Below are 13,259 nucleotides of genomic sequence, written 5' to 3'. Positions count from 1 at the left end.
ACTCGTGGGAACTCTGGACGGACGCGTCGCGGTGGTGACCGGCTCGGCACGCGGGATCGGCGCGGCCACCGCCCGCACGCTGGCCGAGCGCGGCGCCGCGGTCGCGGTGATCGACCTGGACGAGGCGGCCACCGCCGAGACCGTCGAGGCGATCACCGGGGCCGGTGGCCGGGCGGTGGGCATCGGTTGCGACGTGACCAGCCGCGAGCAGGTCACCTCGGCCTTCGACCGGGTGGTCGCCGAGCTGGGCGGGCTGCACATCCTGGTCAACAACGCCGGGGTGACCAGGGACAACCTGCTGTTCAAGATGACCGACGAGGACTGGGACACGGTCATGTCGGTGCACCTGCGCGGTGCCTTCCTGTGCAGCCAGATCGCGCAGAAGCACATGGTGCAGCAGCAGTTCGGCAAGATCGTCAACCTGTCCAGCACCTCCGCGCTGGGCAACCGCGGCCAGGCCAACTACGCCGCGGCCAAGGCCGGCCTGCAGGGCTTCACCAAGACCCTGGCCATCGAGCTGGGCCCGTTCGGCGTCAACGTCAACGCCATCGCCCCCGGCTTCATCGAGACCGACATGACCGCGGCCACCGCGGCCCGGATCGGGATGGACTTCGAGCAGTTCAAGAAGGCCGCCGCCGAGCAGATCTCGGTGCGCCGCACCGGAAAGCCCGAGGACATCGCGAACACGGTGGCCTTCCTGGTCAGCGAGGACTCCTCGTTCATCAACGGTCAGATCCTCTACGTCGACGGTGGCCGCTAGAAAGGCAAGCAGCACAATGGACTTCTCCCTCAACGACACCGAACGCGACATCCGGGACTGGGTGCGCAACTTCGTCCGCAAGGAGCTCATCCCGCTGGAGCCGGAGGTGCTCCGCAGGGAACGCCTCGGCCAGCCGGGCATCACCAAGGAGGAGCTGCGCGACTTGCAGCTCAAGGCCAAGGCGGCCGGGTTCTGGGGCATCCAGACCCCGGAGGCCTACGGCGGCATGGGCATGGGCGCGGTGATGACCGCGCTGGTGGAGGGCGAGCTGGGCTACAGCTTCGTGCCCTTCCACTTCGGCGGCGAGGCCGACAACATCCTCTACTTCGGCAACGAGGCGCAGAAGGAGAAGTACCTGCTGCCCACCATCGCCGGTGACCGGACCTCCTGCTTCGCCATCACCGAGCCCGGCGCGGGCTCCGACGCCAAGGCGATCAGGACCAGCGCGGTCAAGGACGGCGACGAGTGGGTCATCAACGGTGAGAAGACCTTCATCACCAGGGGCAACGACGCCGACTTCGTGATGGTCTTCGCGGTCACCGACAAGGAGAAGGGCGCCAACGGCGGCGTCACCTGCTTCCTGGTGGACCGGGACATGGGCTGGAAGTCCGAGCCGATCGCCACCATGGGCGAGTGGGGCCCGGCCGCGCTGGTCTTCGACAACGTCCGGGTGCCGCAGGAGAACGTGCTCGGCGAGGTCGGGCAGGGCTTCGCACTGGCCATGAGCTGGATCGGCCGCGGCCGCTACCTGCTGCCCGCCCGCGCGCTGGGCGCCTGCGTCCGGCTGGTCGAGTTCGGCCTGGACTACGCGCGCACCAGGGAGACCTTCGGCGAGCTGCTGGCCGAGCGGCAGGCCATCCAGTGGATGCTGGCCGACTCCGCGGTGGAGATCGAGGCGCTGCGCTGGCTGGTGCTCACCGCCGCCTGGCAGGTGGACGCGGGCCTGGATTCCCGGCAGGGTCAGTCCATGGCGAAGCTCTACGGCGGCATCAAGGCCAACGAGATCGTCGACCGCATGCTGCAGATCCACGGCGGCATGGGCTACACCAAGGAACTCCCGCTGGAGCGCTGGTACCGCGAGCTGCGCCTGCTGCGCATCTACGAGGGCACCGACGAGATCCAGCGCCGCACCATCGCCCGGAACCTGTTGAAGGGCCACGCGAACGTGCGTGGCGCACTCGGCTGAGGGGAGCGAGAAGTTGCCGATCGACCTGTCCGCGGTGGGCCGCGCAGTCGGCCCGTGGGAACGCAGCTGGACGGCGGAGGAGGCGTTGCTGTACGCGCTCGGCGTCGGCGCCGGCGCCGAGGACCCGTTGGCGGAACTGGCCTACACCACCGAGAACACCGCGGGGGTGCAGCAGCAGGTGCTGCCCACCTTCGGCGTGGTGCTGGCCCAGTTCGGCGGCCCCGCGCAGTCCTTCGGCGACTTCGACCCGGCGCTGCTGGTGCACGCCGAGCAGGAGCTGGTGCTGCACCGGCCGCTGCCCGCCGAGGGCCGGATGAGCCTGCGCCGCACGGTCACCGACGTCTTCGACAAGGGCAAGGGCGCCCTGGTGGTGGCCAGGACCGAGGGCAGCACGATCAACGGCGAACCGCTGCTGTCCACCATGTCCTCGGTGTTCGTCCGCGGCCAGGGCGGGTTCGGCGGCGACCGCGGTCCCTCGGAGGACTGGGCGCCGCCGGCGCGCGAGCCGGACGCGGTGCTCACCTTCCAGACCGCGCCCAGCCAGGCCCTGCTGTACCGGCTGGGCGGCTGCGACCACAACCCGCTGCACTCCGACCCCGCCTTCGCCGGGCGGGGCGGGTTCCCGCGGCCGATCCTGCACGGCCTGTGCACCTACGGCATCACCGCCCGGCTGCTCACCGGCCACTTCTGCGGCGGCGAGGTCAGCAGGGTGCGCCGGATCTTCGGCCGGTTCACCGCCCCGGTGCTGCCCGGCCAGGAGCTGATCGTGCACGCCTGGGCCGAGGGCGCCGAGGTGGCCTTCCGCACCGAGACCAAGGAGGGTGGCGTCACCCTGGACCGGGGCGCGTTCAGCTTCGCCTGACCGGGCACACTGGGGCGGATGACCACCATCCGCGCCACCGGCCACCCGGAGATCAGGGCCACCCACGACAAGACCTGGGAGCTGACCCCGGACACCGAGCTGACCGCCCGCGCCACCTGCGTGCTCGGCGTCGGCGCGGTGACCGAGGGCGGCCCGCTGGCCGGTCCAGTGGAGCTGCGGATCGGCGCGGGCGGGCACAGCGCGACCGTCCGGGCCGTCGGCAACCCGAGCTGGGTTCCCGGCGGCCCGGCCGTCATCCGCCGCAGCCCCCTGCGCCTGCCCGGCACCCTGGCCACCGACGCCGACCTGTCCGCGGCCGACCTGCCCCGCGACCTGGCCGCCCGGCTGACTGACCCGGCCACCGAGGTGCTGGTCGAGGTGTCCGCTGTGGACGATCCCGGCACGGTCGTCCTGCTGCACGCCACCGGCCCCAGCCCGCGCCTGAGCGCCGAACTGGCCGCCGCCGACACCGTGCTCGCCGAGGACGCGGGCGCCCGCGCCCTGCTCGCCCGGCTGACCGCCGCCCCCGCGCGCGCCGTGCCCGCCGACCGCATCGGCCGCATCTTCGTCCTCGCCACCGAGGACCTCCCCGGCCGCACCGTCCGCCACCTGCTCGGCGGCCCCACCGAGGTCATCGGCCTGCCCCCCGGCCTGGCCGCCGCGGCCGCCTCCCCCTCCGCCGCCCCGCTGCACCTCACCGTGCCCTCCCGCAAACCCGCCGACACCCTGCGCGCCGCCCCCCTGGACGCCAAGGTGGTGCTCCGCGTCGCCGCCGACACCGCGGCCAAGGTGCTCGCCGCCGCCCGCGATCGCGGCACCCGCACCCTCGCGGTGGCCACCGAGCCCTACGCCGAGAGCGAGCGCCCGCGCTGGGGCGAGCTGGACACCCTGCCGCTGCCCGCCCGCGGCGAGTTCTGGATCTGCCTCGACCCGGCCCCCAGCCAGGGCCTGGACCCGTTGCTGCACAAGCTGATCTCCGGCCTGCTCGCCCAGGGGGTGCCAGCGAAAAGCATCGCCCAGACCCTGGCCGAGCTGCCCGGCTTCACCCGTCGCACCGCCTACGACGCGGTCCAGCAACTGAAGGATCTAGGCTCCTGAGGTGCGTCGCGTAACCGGCAAGCAGGTCGTCGACCTGACCGCGGAGCAGTTCGCCGAGCTCCGCGCCCAGTACACCTCGGTCCTGCTCGACGTGGGCACCGGCGACGGCAAGCACCCGCTGCACCTGGCCCGCAAGCATCCCGACCAGCTGGTCATCGGCCTGGACGCGGCCCCGGACAACCTGCGCAAGACCGCGGGCAAGGCGGCGGCCAAACCGGCCAAGGGCGGTCTGCCCAACCTGGTCTACCTCTGGCACGCCGCCGAGTCGCTGCCGCCGGAGCTGCGCGAGATCGACGAGCTGCACGTGCTGATGCCCTGGGGCAGCCTGCTGCGCGGCGTGCTGGACACCGAGGGCGCGGTGCTGCGCGGGCTGGCCGCCTGCTGCCGCCCCGGCGCGGACTTCCTGATCACGCTGAACCTGCACGCCTGGCGCCCGCCGGTGCCCGAGGTCGGCGACACCGCCGAGCCCACCCCGGAGTCGGCCACCGAGGTGCTGGCCAAGGCCTACGCCACCGCGGGCTGGCAGCTCACCGAGGCCGCCTACCTGAGCCCTGAGGAGATCGCCGAGCTGGCCACCTCCTGGACCCGCAGGCTCAACTCCTCCCGCGACCAGCTGGACGTGCTCGCCCTGCGCGGCACGATCGCCTAGACCCCAATCGGACAGCGCCGGGGCACCTCGTTCACGATCACCGACTCCACGTTGTACACCCGGTCCGCGGCCAGGTGCCGGGCGGAGAGGGTGCACGCGATCTGGTCGAGTGCCGCCCCGGACAGCGTCAGCGGCCGCCCGTCGCCCCTGAGCACCCGCACCTCGACGGTGTTGCGCTGGGTCACCCCCGCGGTCAGCTCGCCGAACCCGCCCGTGGGCAGCGCGCTGGTCAAGCCGGGCGGATCGCCCTCGGCGACCCCGTAGAACAGCTCGCGCAGCGCGGTCGGGTAGTCGCCCAGCTTGCCGATCTTGCGCACCACCGGCACCAGGCTGCCACCGCGCAGGAAGTACAGCGTCGGTCCCTCGGCCACCCCGCGCGGCGCGTCCCCGCCGCCCACCGGCGGGGTGGGCCGCACCCCGCACCCGGCCAGCAGCACCACCCCCAGCAGCACCGTCACCAGCCGCCTCACCGCGGAACACCCTCTTCCACGCCCCTGGCCAGCCGGGGCAGCCGCAGGGTGAACCTGGCCCCGCCGTGCGGCGCGTTGGCCGCCTCGATGGTGCCGTAGTGCAGCTGCGCGTTCTCCCAGGCGATGGCCAGCCCGAGCCCGCTGCCCTCGGACCGGGACCGGGCCGAGTCGGCCTTGTAGAAGCGGGCGAACACCTGCGGCAGCACCGCCTCCGGCAGCCCGGACCCGTGGTCGGTGACGGTCAGCTCGATCCACTGCGGGCTCGCGGTCAGCGTGGCCACCACCGGCGGCTGCCCGTGCCGCAGCGCGTTGCCGACCAGGTTGGCCACGATCACGTCCAGCCGCCTGGCGTCCAGCTTGACCCGCACGCCCTCGGGCAGCTCGGTGGTCACCTGGTCCGTCCAGCCCCTGGCGCGCAGCGTGTTGCGCACCGCCTCGGCCACGTCCACCTCGGTCAGCACCAGCCTGGCCGCGCCCGCGTCGAACCGGGAGATCTCGATCAGGTCCTCCACCATCCTGGCCAGCTTGCGGGTCTCCTGGCCGACCAGCCTGGCCGCGATCTGCGCGTCCTCGGGCAGGTTCTCCGCTTCCTCGTCCAGCACGTCGGTCACCGCGGTCATCGCGGCCAGCGGGGTGCGCAGCTCGTGCGAGACGTCAGCCACGAACCGCCGCGCGTCCGCCTCCATCCGCTGCAACCCGGTCACCGTCCGGTCCAGCGCGGCCGCGGTGTCGTTGAAGGTGTGCGCCAGGTCGGCCAGCTCGTCCGAGCCCTTGACCTCCAGCCGCGCGCCCAGGTCGCCACCGGCCAGCCGCCGGGTCGCCCCGCGCAGCTCGCGCACCGGCCGCAGCACCCCGCGCGCGGCCAGCAGTGCCAGCAGCGCGGCCAGCGGCAGCGCCAGCAGGCTGGTCTGCCACGCGGTCTGGGCCAGGTCGCTGATCTGGCCGGCCGGTCCGCCGAGGTTACGCGCCAGGTAGACCTCCATGCCGGAGGGCTCCAGCTCACCGCCCGCCCGCTTGGTCAGCACCGGCATGCCGACGTAGAACATGGGCGAACTGCCGCCCGGCGAGGTGCCCCGCTGGAACACCAGGGTGCCCCTGGTCCGCACCGCGGCCCGCAGCTCGGCCGGGATGTCCTCCAGCCGGTATCCCATCGGGCGCGACCGCAGGTCCTGGTAGGTCACCACCGCGGCGCTGTCCGGGAGCCTGCTGACCAGCTGGTCCAGGGTGGCCTGGGTCGGCGGGAAGCTGAGCTCGGGCGCGAGCTGGCTCACCGCGTCCTTGGTCGCGTTCATGACCTGGTCCTGGGCGTACTTGAGCACCGTGGTGCGCGCCGAGACGTAGCTGGCCCCCGCCGCGGCCGCCGCGCCGAGCGCGGCCACCGCCAGGAAGGCGAACACCAGCCGCGCGCGCAGGCCGCGGGCCCAGGTGGGCAGCGAGTCGAGCAGGCGGCTCATACCGGGCCGAACCGGTAGCCGAAACCGCGCACGGTCTGCACGTACACCGGGCTGGCCGGCCGATCCTCGATCTTGGCCCGCAGCCGCTGCACGCACGCGTCCACCAGCCGGGAGTCACCGAGGTAGTCGTGCTCCCACACCGCCTGCAACAGCTGCTGGCGGCTGAACACCTGGCCGGGCGAGGCGGACAGCTCCAGGAGCAGCCGCAGCTCGGTCGGGGTCAGCCCGACCTGCTTGTCGTCCTTGGCCACCACCAGCGCCTGCCGGTCGATCTCCAGCGACCCGTGCCGCTCCTTGCTGGTCTGCTCACTGACCCTGCGCCGCAGCACCGCCCTGATCCGGGCGTCCAGCACCCTGGGCTGCACCGGCTTGACCACGTAGTCGTCGGCGCCCGCCTCCAGCCCGCCGACGATGTCCATGTCGTCGCTGCGCGCGGTCAGCATGATGATCGGCACCTCGCCGCCCGCCCTGATCCGGCGGCACACCTCGAAGCCGTCGATGCCGGGCAGCATCAGGTCCAGCACCACGATGTCCGGCGCCTGCGCGCGCAGCGCGTCCAGGCCGAGCTCGCCGGTGGCCGCCGCGTCCACGGTGTAGCCCTGCCTGCGCAGGGCCAGCTGCAGGCCCTCGCGCACGGCATGGTCGTCCTCGATCAACAGCACCCTCGGCATGGCACCGATTATTGGCCCCGGCGGACACCCCCGCCGCGCCGGTGCGGCTGCTGTAGCAGAACCATGACAAGGCGCGGACCAGCCAGGGACATCCAGCGCCGACCGTGAGTGGCATGCGCAACCAGACCAACTCCCTGGACGCGCCGACCGCACCCATCCCGGTGCCCGGAACCCAGCCCCGTCGCCGGTTCCGCACCTGGACCGGAGTGGCCGGCCTGAGCGTCGCACTGCTGCTGGCGACCGGCTTCGTGGTCTACGGGCTGCCCTCGCCCGCCCACCCCGGCGGTCAGCTGCTCGGCCTGACTACGGGCACCAGCACCGGCAAGACCACCGAGAACAACCCGAACTGCATCTTCGAGCCGCAGAAAGCCGAACGGCTGGAGGTGCCCAGCGAGCTGGAGCCGGACCGGCTGGAGCCCGCGATGCGGGAGGCATTCCAGGCGGCCCGCTGCGCGGCCCGGGCCGACGGCGTGGACATCTTCGTGAAGTCGGCCCGGCGCACCGCGGCCGAGCAGCGCAGGCTGTACCGCGCGGAGATCAAGAAGCGCGGCTCGGAGGCCGAGGCGCGCAAGTGGGTGCTGCCGCCGGAGGAGTCCGCGCACGTCAAGGGCACCGCGGTGGACGTGAAGCCGCAGTCCGGCGCGAAGTGGCTGGAGCGCTACGGCAGCCAGTGGGGCCTGTGCCGCACCATCGAGCGCGAGTGGTGGCACTTCGAGCACAGCGCGGACTGGGCCGGCAAGGGCTGCCCCGACCCGCGTTAGCGCCGTGCGCCGCGCAGCCTGGCCACCTCGAGCCGCACCGGCTCGAAGGTCTCCGCGAAGAGGTTGCCAGGGCACTGCGTGGTCACCCAGTCCCGGTGCCTGGCCAGCACCGGCCCCTCGTAGCGCTGCCCGTCCTCGGTGTTGACGTAGGTCAGCTTGGCCCGCGGGTCCAGCCCGCAGATCAGGGTCAGCGCGGCCAGCGTCCTGGTCAGCGTGCTCCACGCCCCCGGGGCGGGCAGGCCGCCGGTGAAGTCGCCGAGCAGGCAGATGCCGATGTTGCCGGGGTTGCGGCCGCGCACGTGCCCCGCGGTCACCGTCCCCGTCGCCTTGCCGTTGGCCAGCATGGTGCCGAACACCGGCGCGCCGCCGGTGTGCCTGCCCTGGTAGAGCACGCCCTCCGGGTCGATCAGCAGGTGGTAGCCGATATCGCCCCAGGCGTTGCCCACGGTGTGCCCGTGGTAGATCGAGCGCATCGCGGCGTCCCGGTCGGCGTCCACGGCGATCGCCGAGTGGTGCACGGTCAGGCACTGGACCGGGCTGAACGTCGGCGGCCACAGCTCGCCCTTCGGCCCGAAGCGCAGCTTCTCGTCCGCGCCCCACTCCGCCCTGGTCCGGATCCGCACCTTCAGGTCGTCCCGGCCCGGCGGGGCCAGTTCGGCCGGTGGCTGCCGGGGCGCGGCCGAGGCCGTGCCCGCGCCGGTGAACGCCGCCCCGGCCAGTCCGGCCAGCCCGGTCAACAGTGCACGCCGCGTAGTCATGGCCACCTCCAGGGTCGCAGCGTAATTAGTTGACCACGCAGCGAAACCGGACACAAACTAGGCCGAAGGATGCAGCCACACTGCGCCGAACGTTCGCGTGTCCGAAGACAGACCAAAAGGTCGGTTTTGTCCTCTAATCGAGTGACAACGAGTGGCTGGAAGTGCTGGTTCCAACGTCAGAACCCCGCGTCGAACCCGACTACCTCCATAGGTGGCGTCACGATCGGGTGTGAGGCGACTCCAAGAAGGCAAGACGTCGAAAGGGGACCGCCGTGGATCCAGTGACACTGCGTGCACGTGCCGCCGGCATGAGGGCTCGGGTCGGCGCGTACCGGGTCGCCCAGATCGACTCCGTGCCGCTGTTCCAGCACGGTGTCGCCGCGGTCCTCGGTCGCGACCCCAGGGTGCAGTGGGTGGGCGCGGCCAGCTCGCCGGGCAGCGCCGTGCAGCTCTGCCGGGCGGCCCAGCCCAACGTGCTGCTCATCGACTCCGAGCTGGACCCCGGCGCGCACCTGTGCCGGATGCTGGCCGGGATGCAGCCGAACCTGGCGGTGGTGACCCTGTTCCGTCCCGGCGCGCGGCTGGCCGGTGAGGTGGAGGTGGCCCGGCGCAGCGGCGCCAAGGGCTTCCTGCCGCGCGAACTGGACCCGGCCCGGCTCCCGGAGGCGATCTGCCAGGCGGTGGAGCTGGGGCTGTACGTGGACCCCTCGCTGGCCCCCCTGCTCGCGCCTGGCCGGGTCGTCGGCGCCCAGCGGGGCAACGGGACCGCGCTGTCCAAGCGGGAGTTCGAGGTGCTGCGGCTGATCGCGGACGGGCTCACCGCGAAGAACATCGCGCACCGGCTCGAGGTCTCCGAGGAGACGGTGAAGACCCACGTCCGGCGGATGCTGCGCAAGCTCGACGCGCGGGACCGGGCGCACGCGGTGGCCCTGGCCTACCAGGCCGGACTGCTCGGGGAGGCAGCCGCTGGTGACGACGTGGTGCGGTTGGTGCCTGCGACCAGGGCGGTCGCGGCGCGCTGAGGCTCGGGATGCTCAACGCGCCGAACAAGGTTTCAGTGCGCCTGCTGGCGGAACTCCCAGTCGAGGCGCTGCATGACCCACTCCTGGGCCAGGGCCATCGGCGAGGTCTGGCGCTGCGCGGCGAGCTCACGGAGCTGCTCGTTCGCGATCAGGCTCAGCCGGAGCTGGTGGACCTCGGCGTTGCCGAAGCGGCGGCCGGTGGCCGTGGTCTCCACGTCGGCCTCGGGAGCGAGGGCGGCGAGGTAGTTGTCCAACTCCGCGTCGGGGGCGAGAAGCTCGGTCTCGGCTGCCGGAGCCGGGCGATGACGGCCGTTCTTCGATCGACTGAGAAGCACGGCAGACACGGTAACGAACTGATGAAGGAAGTTCGAGGCTTGTGAGCTACCCGTCAGTGTGTAACGCCGCGAACGGCCTATTGACATGGAGAGGCCCCCGCGCCAGGGGGAGGAGCACGGGGGCCGGAGGGGATCTCCACAGGCGCTGACCGGGGGTGTGTCAGCAAAGTGATTGTTGCATGCTCACTCGTCGGTGCCCAGTGATGGCGTCGAATTTTTTTGTTTAGCGCGCGTACTTATTCACCAAAACGGCGTTGTGAACACTTGGTGTCCAGGTTTGGACACAGTGTGGAGTAAATCCGATCTCACTCCGCCCAAGACCGGAACTTCCGCAAGCGCAAGCTGTTTGTGACCACGAACACACTGGAGAACGCCATCGCCGCGCCGGCCAGCATGGGGTTGAGTACCCCGGCCGCGGCCAGAGGCAAACCTGCCACGTTGTAGGCGAAGGCCCAGAACAGGTTTCCCTTGATGGTGCCCAGGGTGCGCCGGGACAGCCGGATCGCGTCCGCGGCCACCCGCAGGTCCCCTCGGACCAGGGTCAGGTCACCGGCCTCGATGGCCACATCGGTGCCCGTGCCCAGGGAGAGTCCCAGGTCAGCGGCTGCCAGCGCCGGGGCGTCGTTCACCCCGTCGCCGACCATGGCCACCACCCGGCCCTGCTCCTGCAGGCCGCGCACCGCGGCCACCTTGTCCGCGGGCAGCACCTCGGCGATCACGTCCTCGGCCGGGATGCCCACCTCGGCCGCCACCGCGGCGGCCACCGTGGCGTTGTCCCCGGTCAGCAGCACCGGCCGCAGCCCGAGCTCGCGCAGCCTGCGCACCGCCTCCGCGCTGGTCGGCTTCACCGTGTCGGAGACCATCAGCAGCCCGGCCGCCGCGCCGTCCACCGCCGCGGCCACCACGGTGCGCCCGGAGGCCTCGGCCACCCGCACCGCCTCGGTCAGCTCGGCGGGCAGCTCGACCCCGCGTTCGGCGAGCAGCCGCGGCCTGCCGACCAGCACGGCCCGGCCGGCCACCTGTCCCTGCACGCCGAGGCCTTCGTTGTTGCCGAACTCGGTCACCGCGGGCAGCTCGCCTGCCTCGGCACTCGCGCCCTCGGCGATGGCCCGCGCGATCGGGTGCTCCGAGGCCGCCTCCACCGCCCCGGCCAGCCGCAGCAGCTCGGCCCGGTCGAAGCCCTCGGCGGGCACCGCGCCGGCCAGCGTCATCACGCCGGTGGTCACCGTGCCGGTCTTGTCCAGCACGATGGTGTCGACCCGGCGGGTGGACTCCAGGACTTCCGGCCCCTTCACCAGGATGCCCAGCTGCGCGCCCCGCCCGGTGCCCACCAGCAGCGCGGTCGGCGTGGCCAGCCCGAGCGCGCACGGGCAGGCGATCACCAGCACGGCCACCGCCGCGGTCAGCGCGAAGGACGCGCCCGCGCCCCACAGCAGCCAGAAGGCCAGCGTGCCCACCGCGACCAGCAGCACCACCGGCACGAACACCGCCGAGACCCGGTCGGCCAGCCGCTGCACCTGCGCCTTGCCCGCCTGCGCCTGCTCGACCAGCCGGGCCATCTGGGCCAGCTGGGTGTCCGCGCCGACCCTGGTGGCGCGTACCACCAGCCGCCCGCCCGCGTTCACCGTGCCGCCCGCCACCTGGGCGCCCGGCCCGACCTCCTCGGGCACCGACTCCCCGGTCAGCATCGACCGGTCCAGCGCCGAGGTGCCCTCCTCGACCACCCCGTCGGTGGCCACCTTCTCGCCCGGCCGCACCACGAACCGCATGCCAACGGCCAGCGACTCCACCGGAACGCGGCGCTCGCGACCGTCTGCCAGCACCGCGACGTCCTTGGCCCCCAAGGCCAGCAGCGCGCGCAAGGCCGCTCCGCTGCGCCGCTTGGACCTGGCCTCCAGCCAGCGGCCCAGCAGCAGGAACACGGTCACCCCGGCGGCGACCTCCAGGTAGATGTCCGCGGTGGTCGACTCGCGCGGCAGCAGGCTGAACTCGTGCACCATGCCCGGCATCCCGGCGCCGCCCCAGATCAGCGCGTACACCGACCACAGGTAGGCCACCGCGACGCCCATGGAGACCAGGGTGTCCATGGTGGTCGCGCCGTGCCGCAGGTTCACCGCGGCGGTGCGGTGGAACGGCCAGCCGCAGACCAGCACCACCGGCGAGGTCAGCGCCAGCGCCACCCACTGCCAGAACGGGAACTGCAGCGCCGGGACCATCGAGAGCAGCACCACGGGCAGGCCGAGCAGCGCGGCGATCACGAAGCGCGCCTTCAGCTCCTCGGCCCGCTCGTCGGTGTCCTCCGGCGCATCAGCCGAATCGTCCACAGTGGACGGTTGCGGCGGGGTCGCGGTGTACCCGGCGGTCTGCACCGTGGCCACCAGCGTGTCCACGTCCAGGCCCGCCGGACAGGCCACGGTGGCCTTCTCGGTGGCGAAGTTGACCGTCGCGGTCACGCCGTCGAGCTTGTTCAGCTTGCGTTCGATCCGCCCGGCGCAGGCCGCGCAGGTCATCCCGCCGATGGCCAGCTCGATCCGCTGACCGGCCTCCGTGGTGGTCACAACCGCTCCCCTCCGCTGTCCTGCCACAAAAATCAGCTCGCGAGCTGGTAACCGGCCTCGGTCACCGCGGCCTTGACCTCCGCCTCAGCCAGCTCGCGCTCGCTGGTGACGGTCACCGCGCCGGTGGGCAGGTCCACGGTCACGCCGGTGACCCCGGCGACCTCGGACAGCTCCTCGGTCACCGAGCTGACGCAGTGCTGGCAGGTCATGCCGGTGACGGTGTAGGTGGTGCTGACGGACATGCGTGCTCCTTCAGTTCTGTATGTCTTTGGTACGGACGCGGCGGCGGGGACGTTCGCTACGACTTGACCAGGCGGGCGATCGCGTCCGCGGCCTCGCGGACCTTCGCCTGGGCGGCCTCGTCGCTGGTGCGCGCGGCCTCGACCACGCAGCCGGCCATGTGCTCCTCGAGCAGTTCGAGGGCGAATGCCTGGAGCGCCCTGGTCGCCGCGGACACCTGGGTCAGCACGTCGATGCAGTAGGTGTCGTCGTCGACCATCCGCTGAAGTCCGCGGACCTGCCCCTCGACTCGACGGAGTCGGCGCAGGTGGGCGTCCTTGCGCTTGCTGTACGGGTGGCTGTGCTCCTCGGCCATGCTCGAAGCATACCCCTAGGGGGTAGGGGTAAATCGCCGCAGGGTGGCCCGGCTCACAGAACGCTTGTCCTGTCAAGAGA

The 13,259-nt window shown here is 72.3% G+C and carries 15 protein-coding genes; 7 read left to right on the top strand and 8 right to left on the bottom strand.

All coding sequences use genetic code 11. The annotated features are described in order from the left end of the window. Nucleotides 1-13 precede the first annotated feature (13 nt). From fabG to kamB, 5 genes are read left to right on the top strand one after another with little or no spacing between them, the layout of a single operon-like run. Nucleotides 14-760 carry a 3-oxoacyl-ACP reductase FabG gene (gene fabG / locus N8J89_RS39665; RefSeq protein ID WP_502868524.1) on the top strand — a complete coding sequence of 249 codons (747 nt, stop codon included), beginning with the start codon at nucleotides 14-16 and terminating at the stop codon, nucleotides 758-760. A gap of 16 nt (nucleotides 761-776) precedes the next feature. Next, on the top strand, nucleotides 777-1,946 hold the full coding sequence (locus N8J89_RS39660; protein WP_283661989.1) for an acyl-CoA dehydrogenase family protein: 1,170 nt from the start codon (nucleotides 777-779) through the stop codon (nucleotides 1,944-1,946). 13 nt (nucleotides 1,947-1,959) lie between these two features. Then, nucleotides 1,960-2,808: a MaoC/PaaZ C-terminal domain-containing protein gene (locus N8J89_RS39655; protein WP_283661988.1), complete on the top strand. Its 849-nt coding sequence runs from the start codon at nucleotides 1,960-1,962 to the stop codon at nucleotides 2,806-2,808. Nucleotides 2,809-2,826: 18 nt separating this feature from the next. Next, a complete protein-coding gene (locus N8J89_RS39650) occupies nucleotides 2,827-3,906 on the top strand; it encodes a DUF371 domain-containing protein (RefSeq protein WP_283661987.1) in 1,080 nt (359 codons plus the stop codon). Nucleotide 3,907: 1 nt separating this feature from the next. Next, on the top strand, nucleotides 3,908-4,555 hold the full coding sequence (gene kamB, locus N8J89_RS39645; protein WP_283661986.1) for a 16S rRNA (adenine(1408)-N(1))-methyltransferase KamB: 648 nt from the start codon (nucleotides 3,908-3,910) through the stop codon (nucleotides 4,553-4,555). Here the strand turns inward: kamB and N8J89_RS39640 are convergent. Genes N8J89_RS39640 through N8J89_RS39630 form a run of 3 tightly spaced genes read right to left on the bottom strand, consistent with a single transcriptional unit; the run spans nucleotide 4,552 to nucleotide 7,150 of the window. Continuing rightward, complete coding sequence (locus N8J89_RS39640; protein ID WP_283661985.1) at nucleotides 4,552-5,025, bottom strand: hypothetical protein; 474 nt, start codon at nucleotides 5,023-5,025, stop codon at nucleotides 4,552-4,554. The genes kamB and N8J89_RS39640 overlap by 4 nt on opposite strands. Beyond that, on the bottom strand, nucleotides 5,022-6,479 hold the full coding sequence (locus N8J89_RS39635; RefSeq protein ID WP_283661984.1) for an ATP-binding protein: 1,458 nt from the start codon (nucleotides 6,477-6,479) through the stop codon (nucleotides 5,022-5,024). The genes N8J89_RS39640 and N8J89_RS39635 overlap by 4 nt, the downstream gene beginning before the upstream one ends. Then, nucleotides 6,476-7,150: a response regulator gene (locus N8J89_RS39630; protein WP_283661983.1), complete on the bottom strand. Its 675-nt coding sequence runs from the start codon at nucleotides 7,148-7,150 to the stop codon at nucleotides 6,476-6,478. The genes N8J89_RS39635 and N8J89_RS39630 overlap by 4 nt, the downstream gene beginning before the upstream one ends. A gap of 113 nt (nucleotides 7,151-7,263) precedes the next feature. Here N8J89_RS39630 and N8J89_RS39625 point away from each other — a divergent pair, with 113 nt between their 5' ends. Then, nucleotides 7,264-7,911 carry a M15 family metallopeptidase gene (locus N8J89_RS39625; RefSeq protein WP_283661982.1) on the top strand — a complete coding sequence of 216 codons (648 nt, stop codon included), beginning with the start codon at nucleotides 7,264-7,266 and terminating at the stop codon, nucleotides 7,909-7,911. Here the strand turns inward: N8J89_RS39625 and N8J89_RS39620 are convergent. Further along, nucleotides 7,908-8,669 (bottom strand): peptidoglycan recognition protein family protein, encoded by a 762-nt coding sequence (locus tag N8J89_RS39620; protein WP_283661981.1) that lies wholly within the window; start codon nucleotides 8,667-8,669, stop codon nucleotides 7,908-7,910. The genes N8J89_RS39625 and N8J89_RS39620 overlap by 4 nt on opposite strands. 308 nt (nucleotides 8,670-8,977) lie before the next feature. Here N8J89_RS39620 and N8J89_RS39615 point away from each other — a divergent pair, with 308 nt between their 5' ends. Next, nucleotides 8,978-9,691: a LuxR C-terminal-related transcriptional regulator gene (locus N8J89_RS39615; RefSeq protein ID WP_283661980.1), complete on the top strand. Its 714-nt coding sequence runs from the start codon at nucleotides 8,978-8,980 to the stop codon at nucleotides 9,689-9,691. 32 nt (nucleotides 9,692-9,723) lie between these two features. Here N8J89_RS39615 and N8J89_RS39610 read toward each other — a convergent pair whose 3' ends face one another. The 4 genes from N8J89_RS39610 to N8J89_RS39595 all read right to left on the bottom strand — a co-directional run bounded on the left by N8J89_RS39610 (nucleotide 9,724) and on the right by N8J89_RS39595 (nucleotide 13,179). Next, the gene (locus N8J89_RS39610) at nucleotides 9,724-10,026 is read right to left on the bottom strand and encodes a hypothetical protein (RefSeq protein ID WP_247755390.1); all 303 of its coding nucleotides are present in this window, start codon (nucleotides 10,024-10,026) and stop codon (nucleotides 9,724-9,726) included. 305 nt (nucleotides 10,027-10,331) lie between these two features. Continuing rightward, nucleotides 10,332-12,536: a heavy metal translocating P-type ATPase gene (locus tag N8J89_RS39605; RefSeq protein WP_502868523.1), complete on the bottom strand. Its 2,205-nt coding sequence runs from the start codon at nucleotides 12,534-12,536 to the stop codon at nucleotides 10,332-10,334. 80 nt (nucleotides 12,537-12,616) lie between these two features. Continuing rightward, nucleotides 12,617-12,826, bottom strand: a complete 210-nt coding sequence (locus N8J89_RS39600) for a heavy-metal-associated domain-containing protein (protein ID WP_252483462.1) — start codon at nucleotides 12,824-12,826, stop codon at nucleotides 12,617-12,619. A 56-nt stretch (nucleotides 12,827-12,882) separates the two neighbouring features. Beyond that, nucleotides 12,883-13,179, bottom strand: coding sequence for a metal-sensitive transcriptional regulator (locus N8J89_RS39595; protein ID WP_252483461.1), 297 nt, complete (start codon nucleotides 13,177-13,179; stop codon nucleotides 12,883-12,885). Between the last annotated feature and the right edge of the window lie 80 nt (nucleotides 13,180-13,259).

This window comes from Crossiella sp. CA-258035, assembly GCF_030064675.1.
In the GTDB taxonomy this organism is placed as follows: domain Bacteria; phylum Actinomycetota; class Actinomycetes; order Mycobacteriales; family Pseudonocardiaceae; genus Crossiella.
Note: the sequence above shows the minus strand (reverse complement) of the source record. Positions and strands in the feature narration are given on the sequence as shown.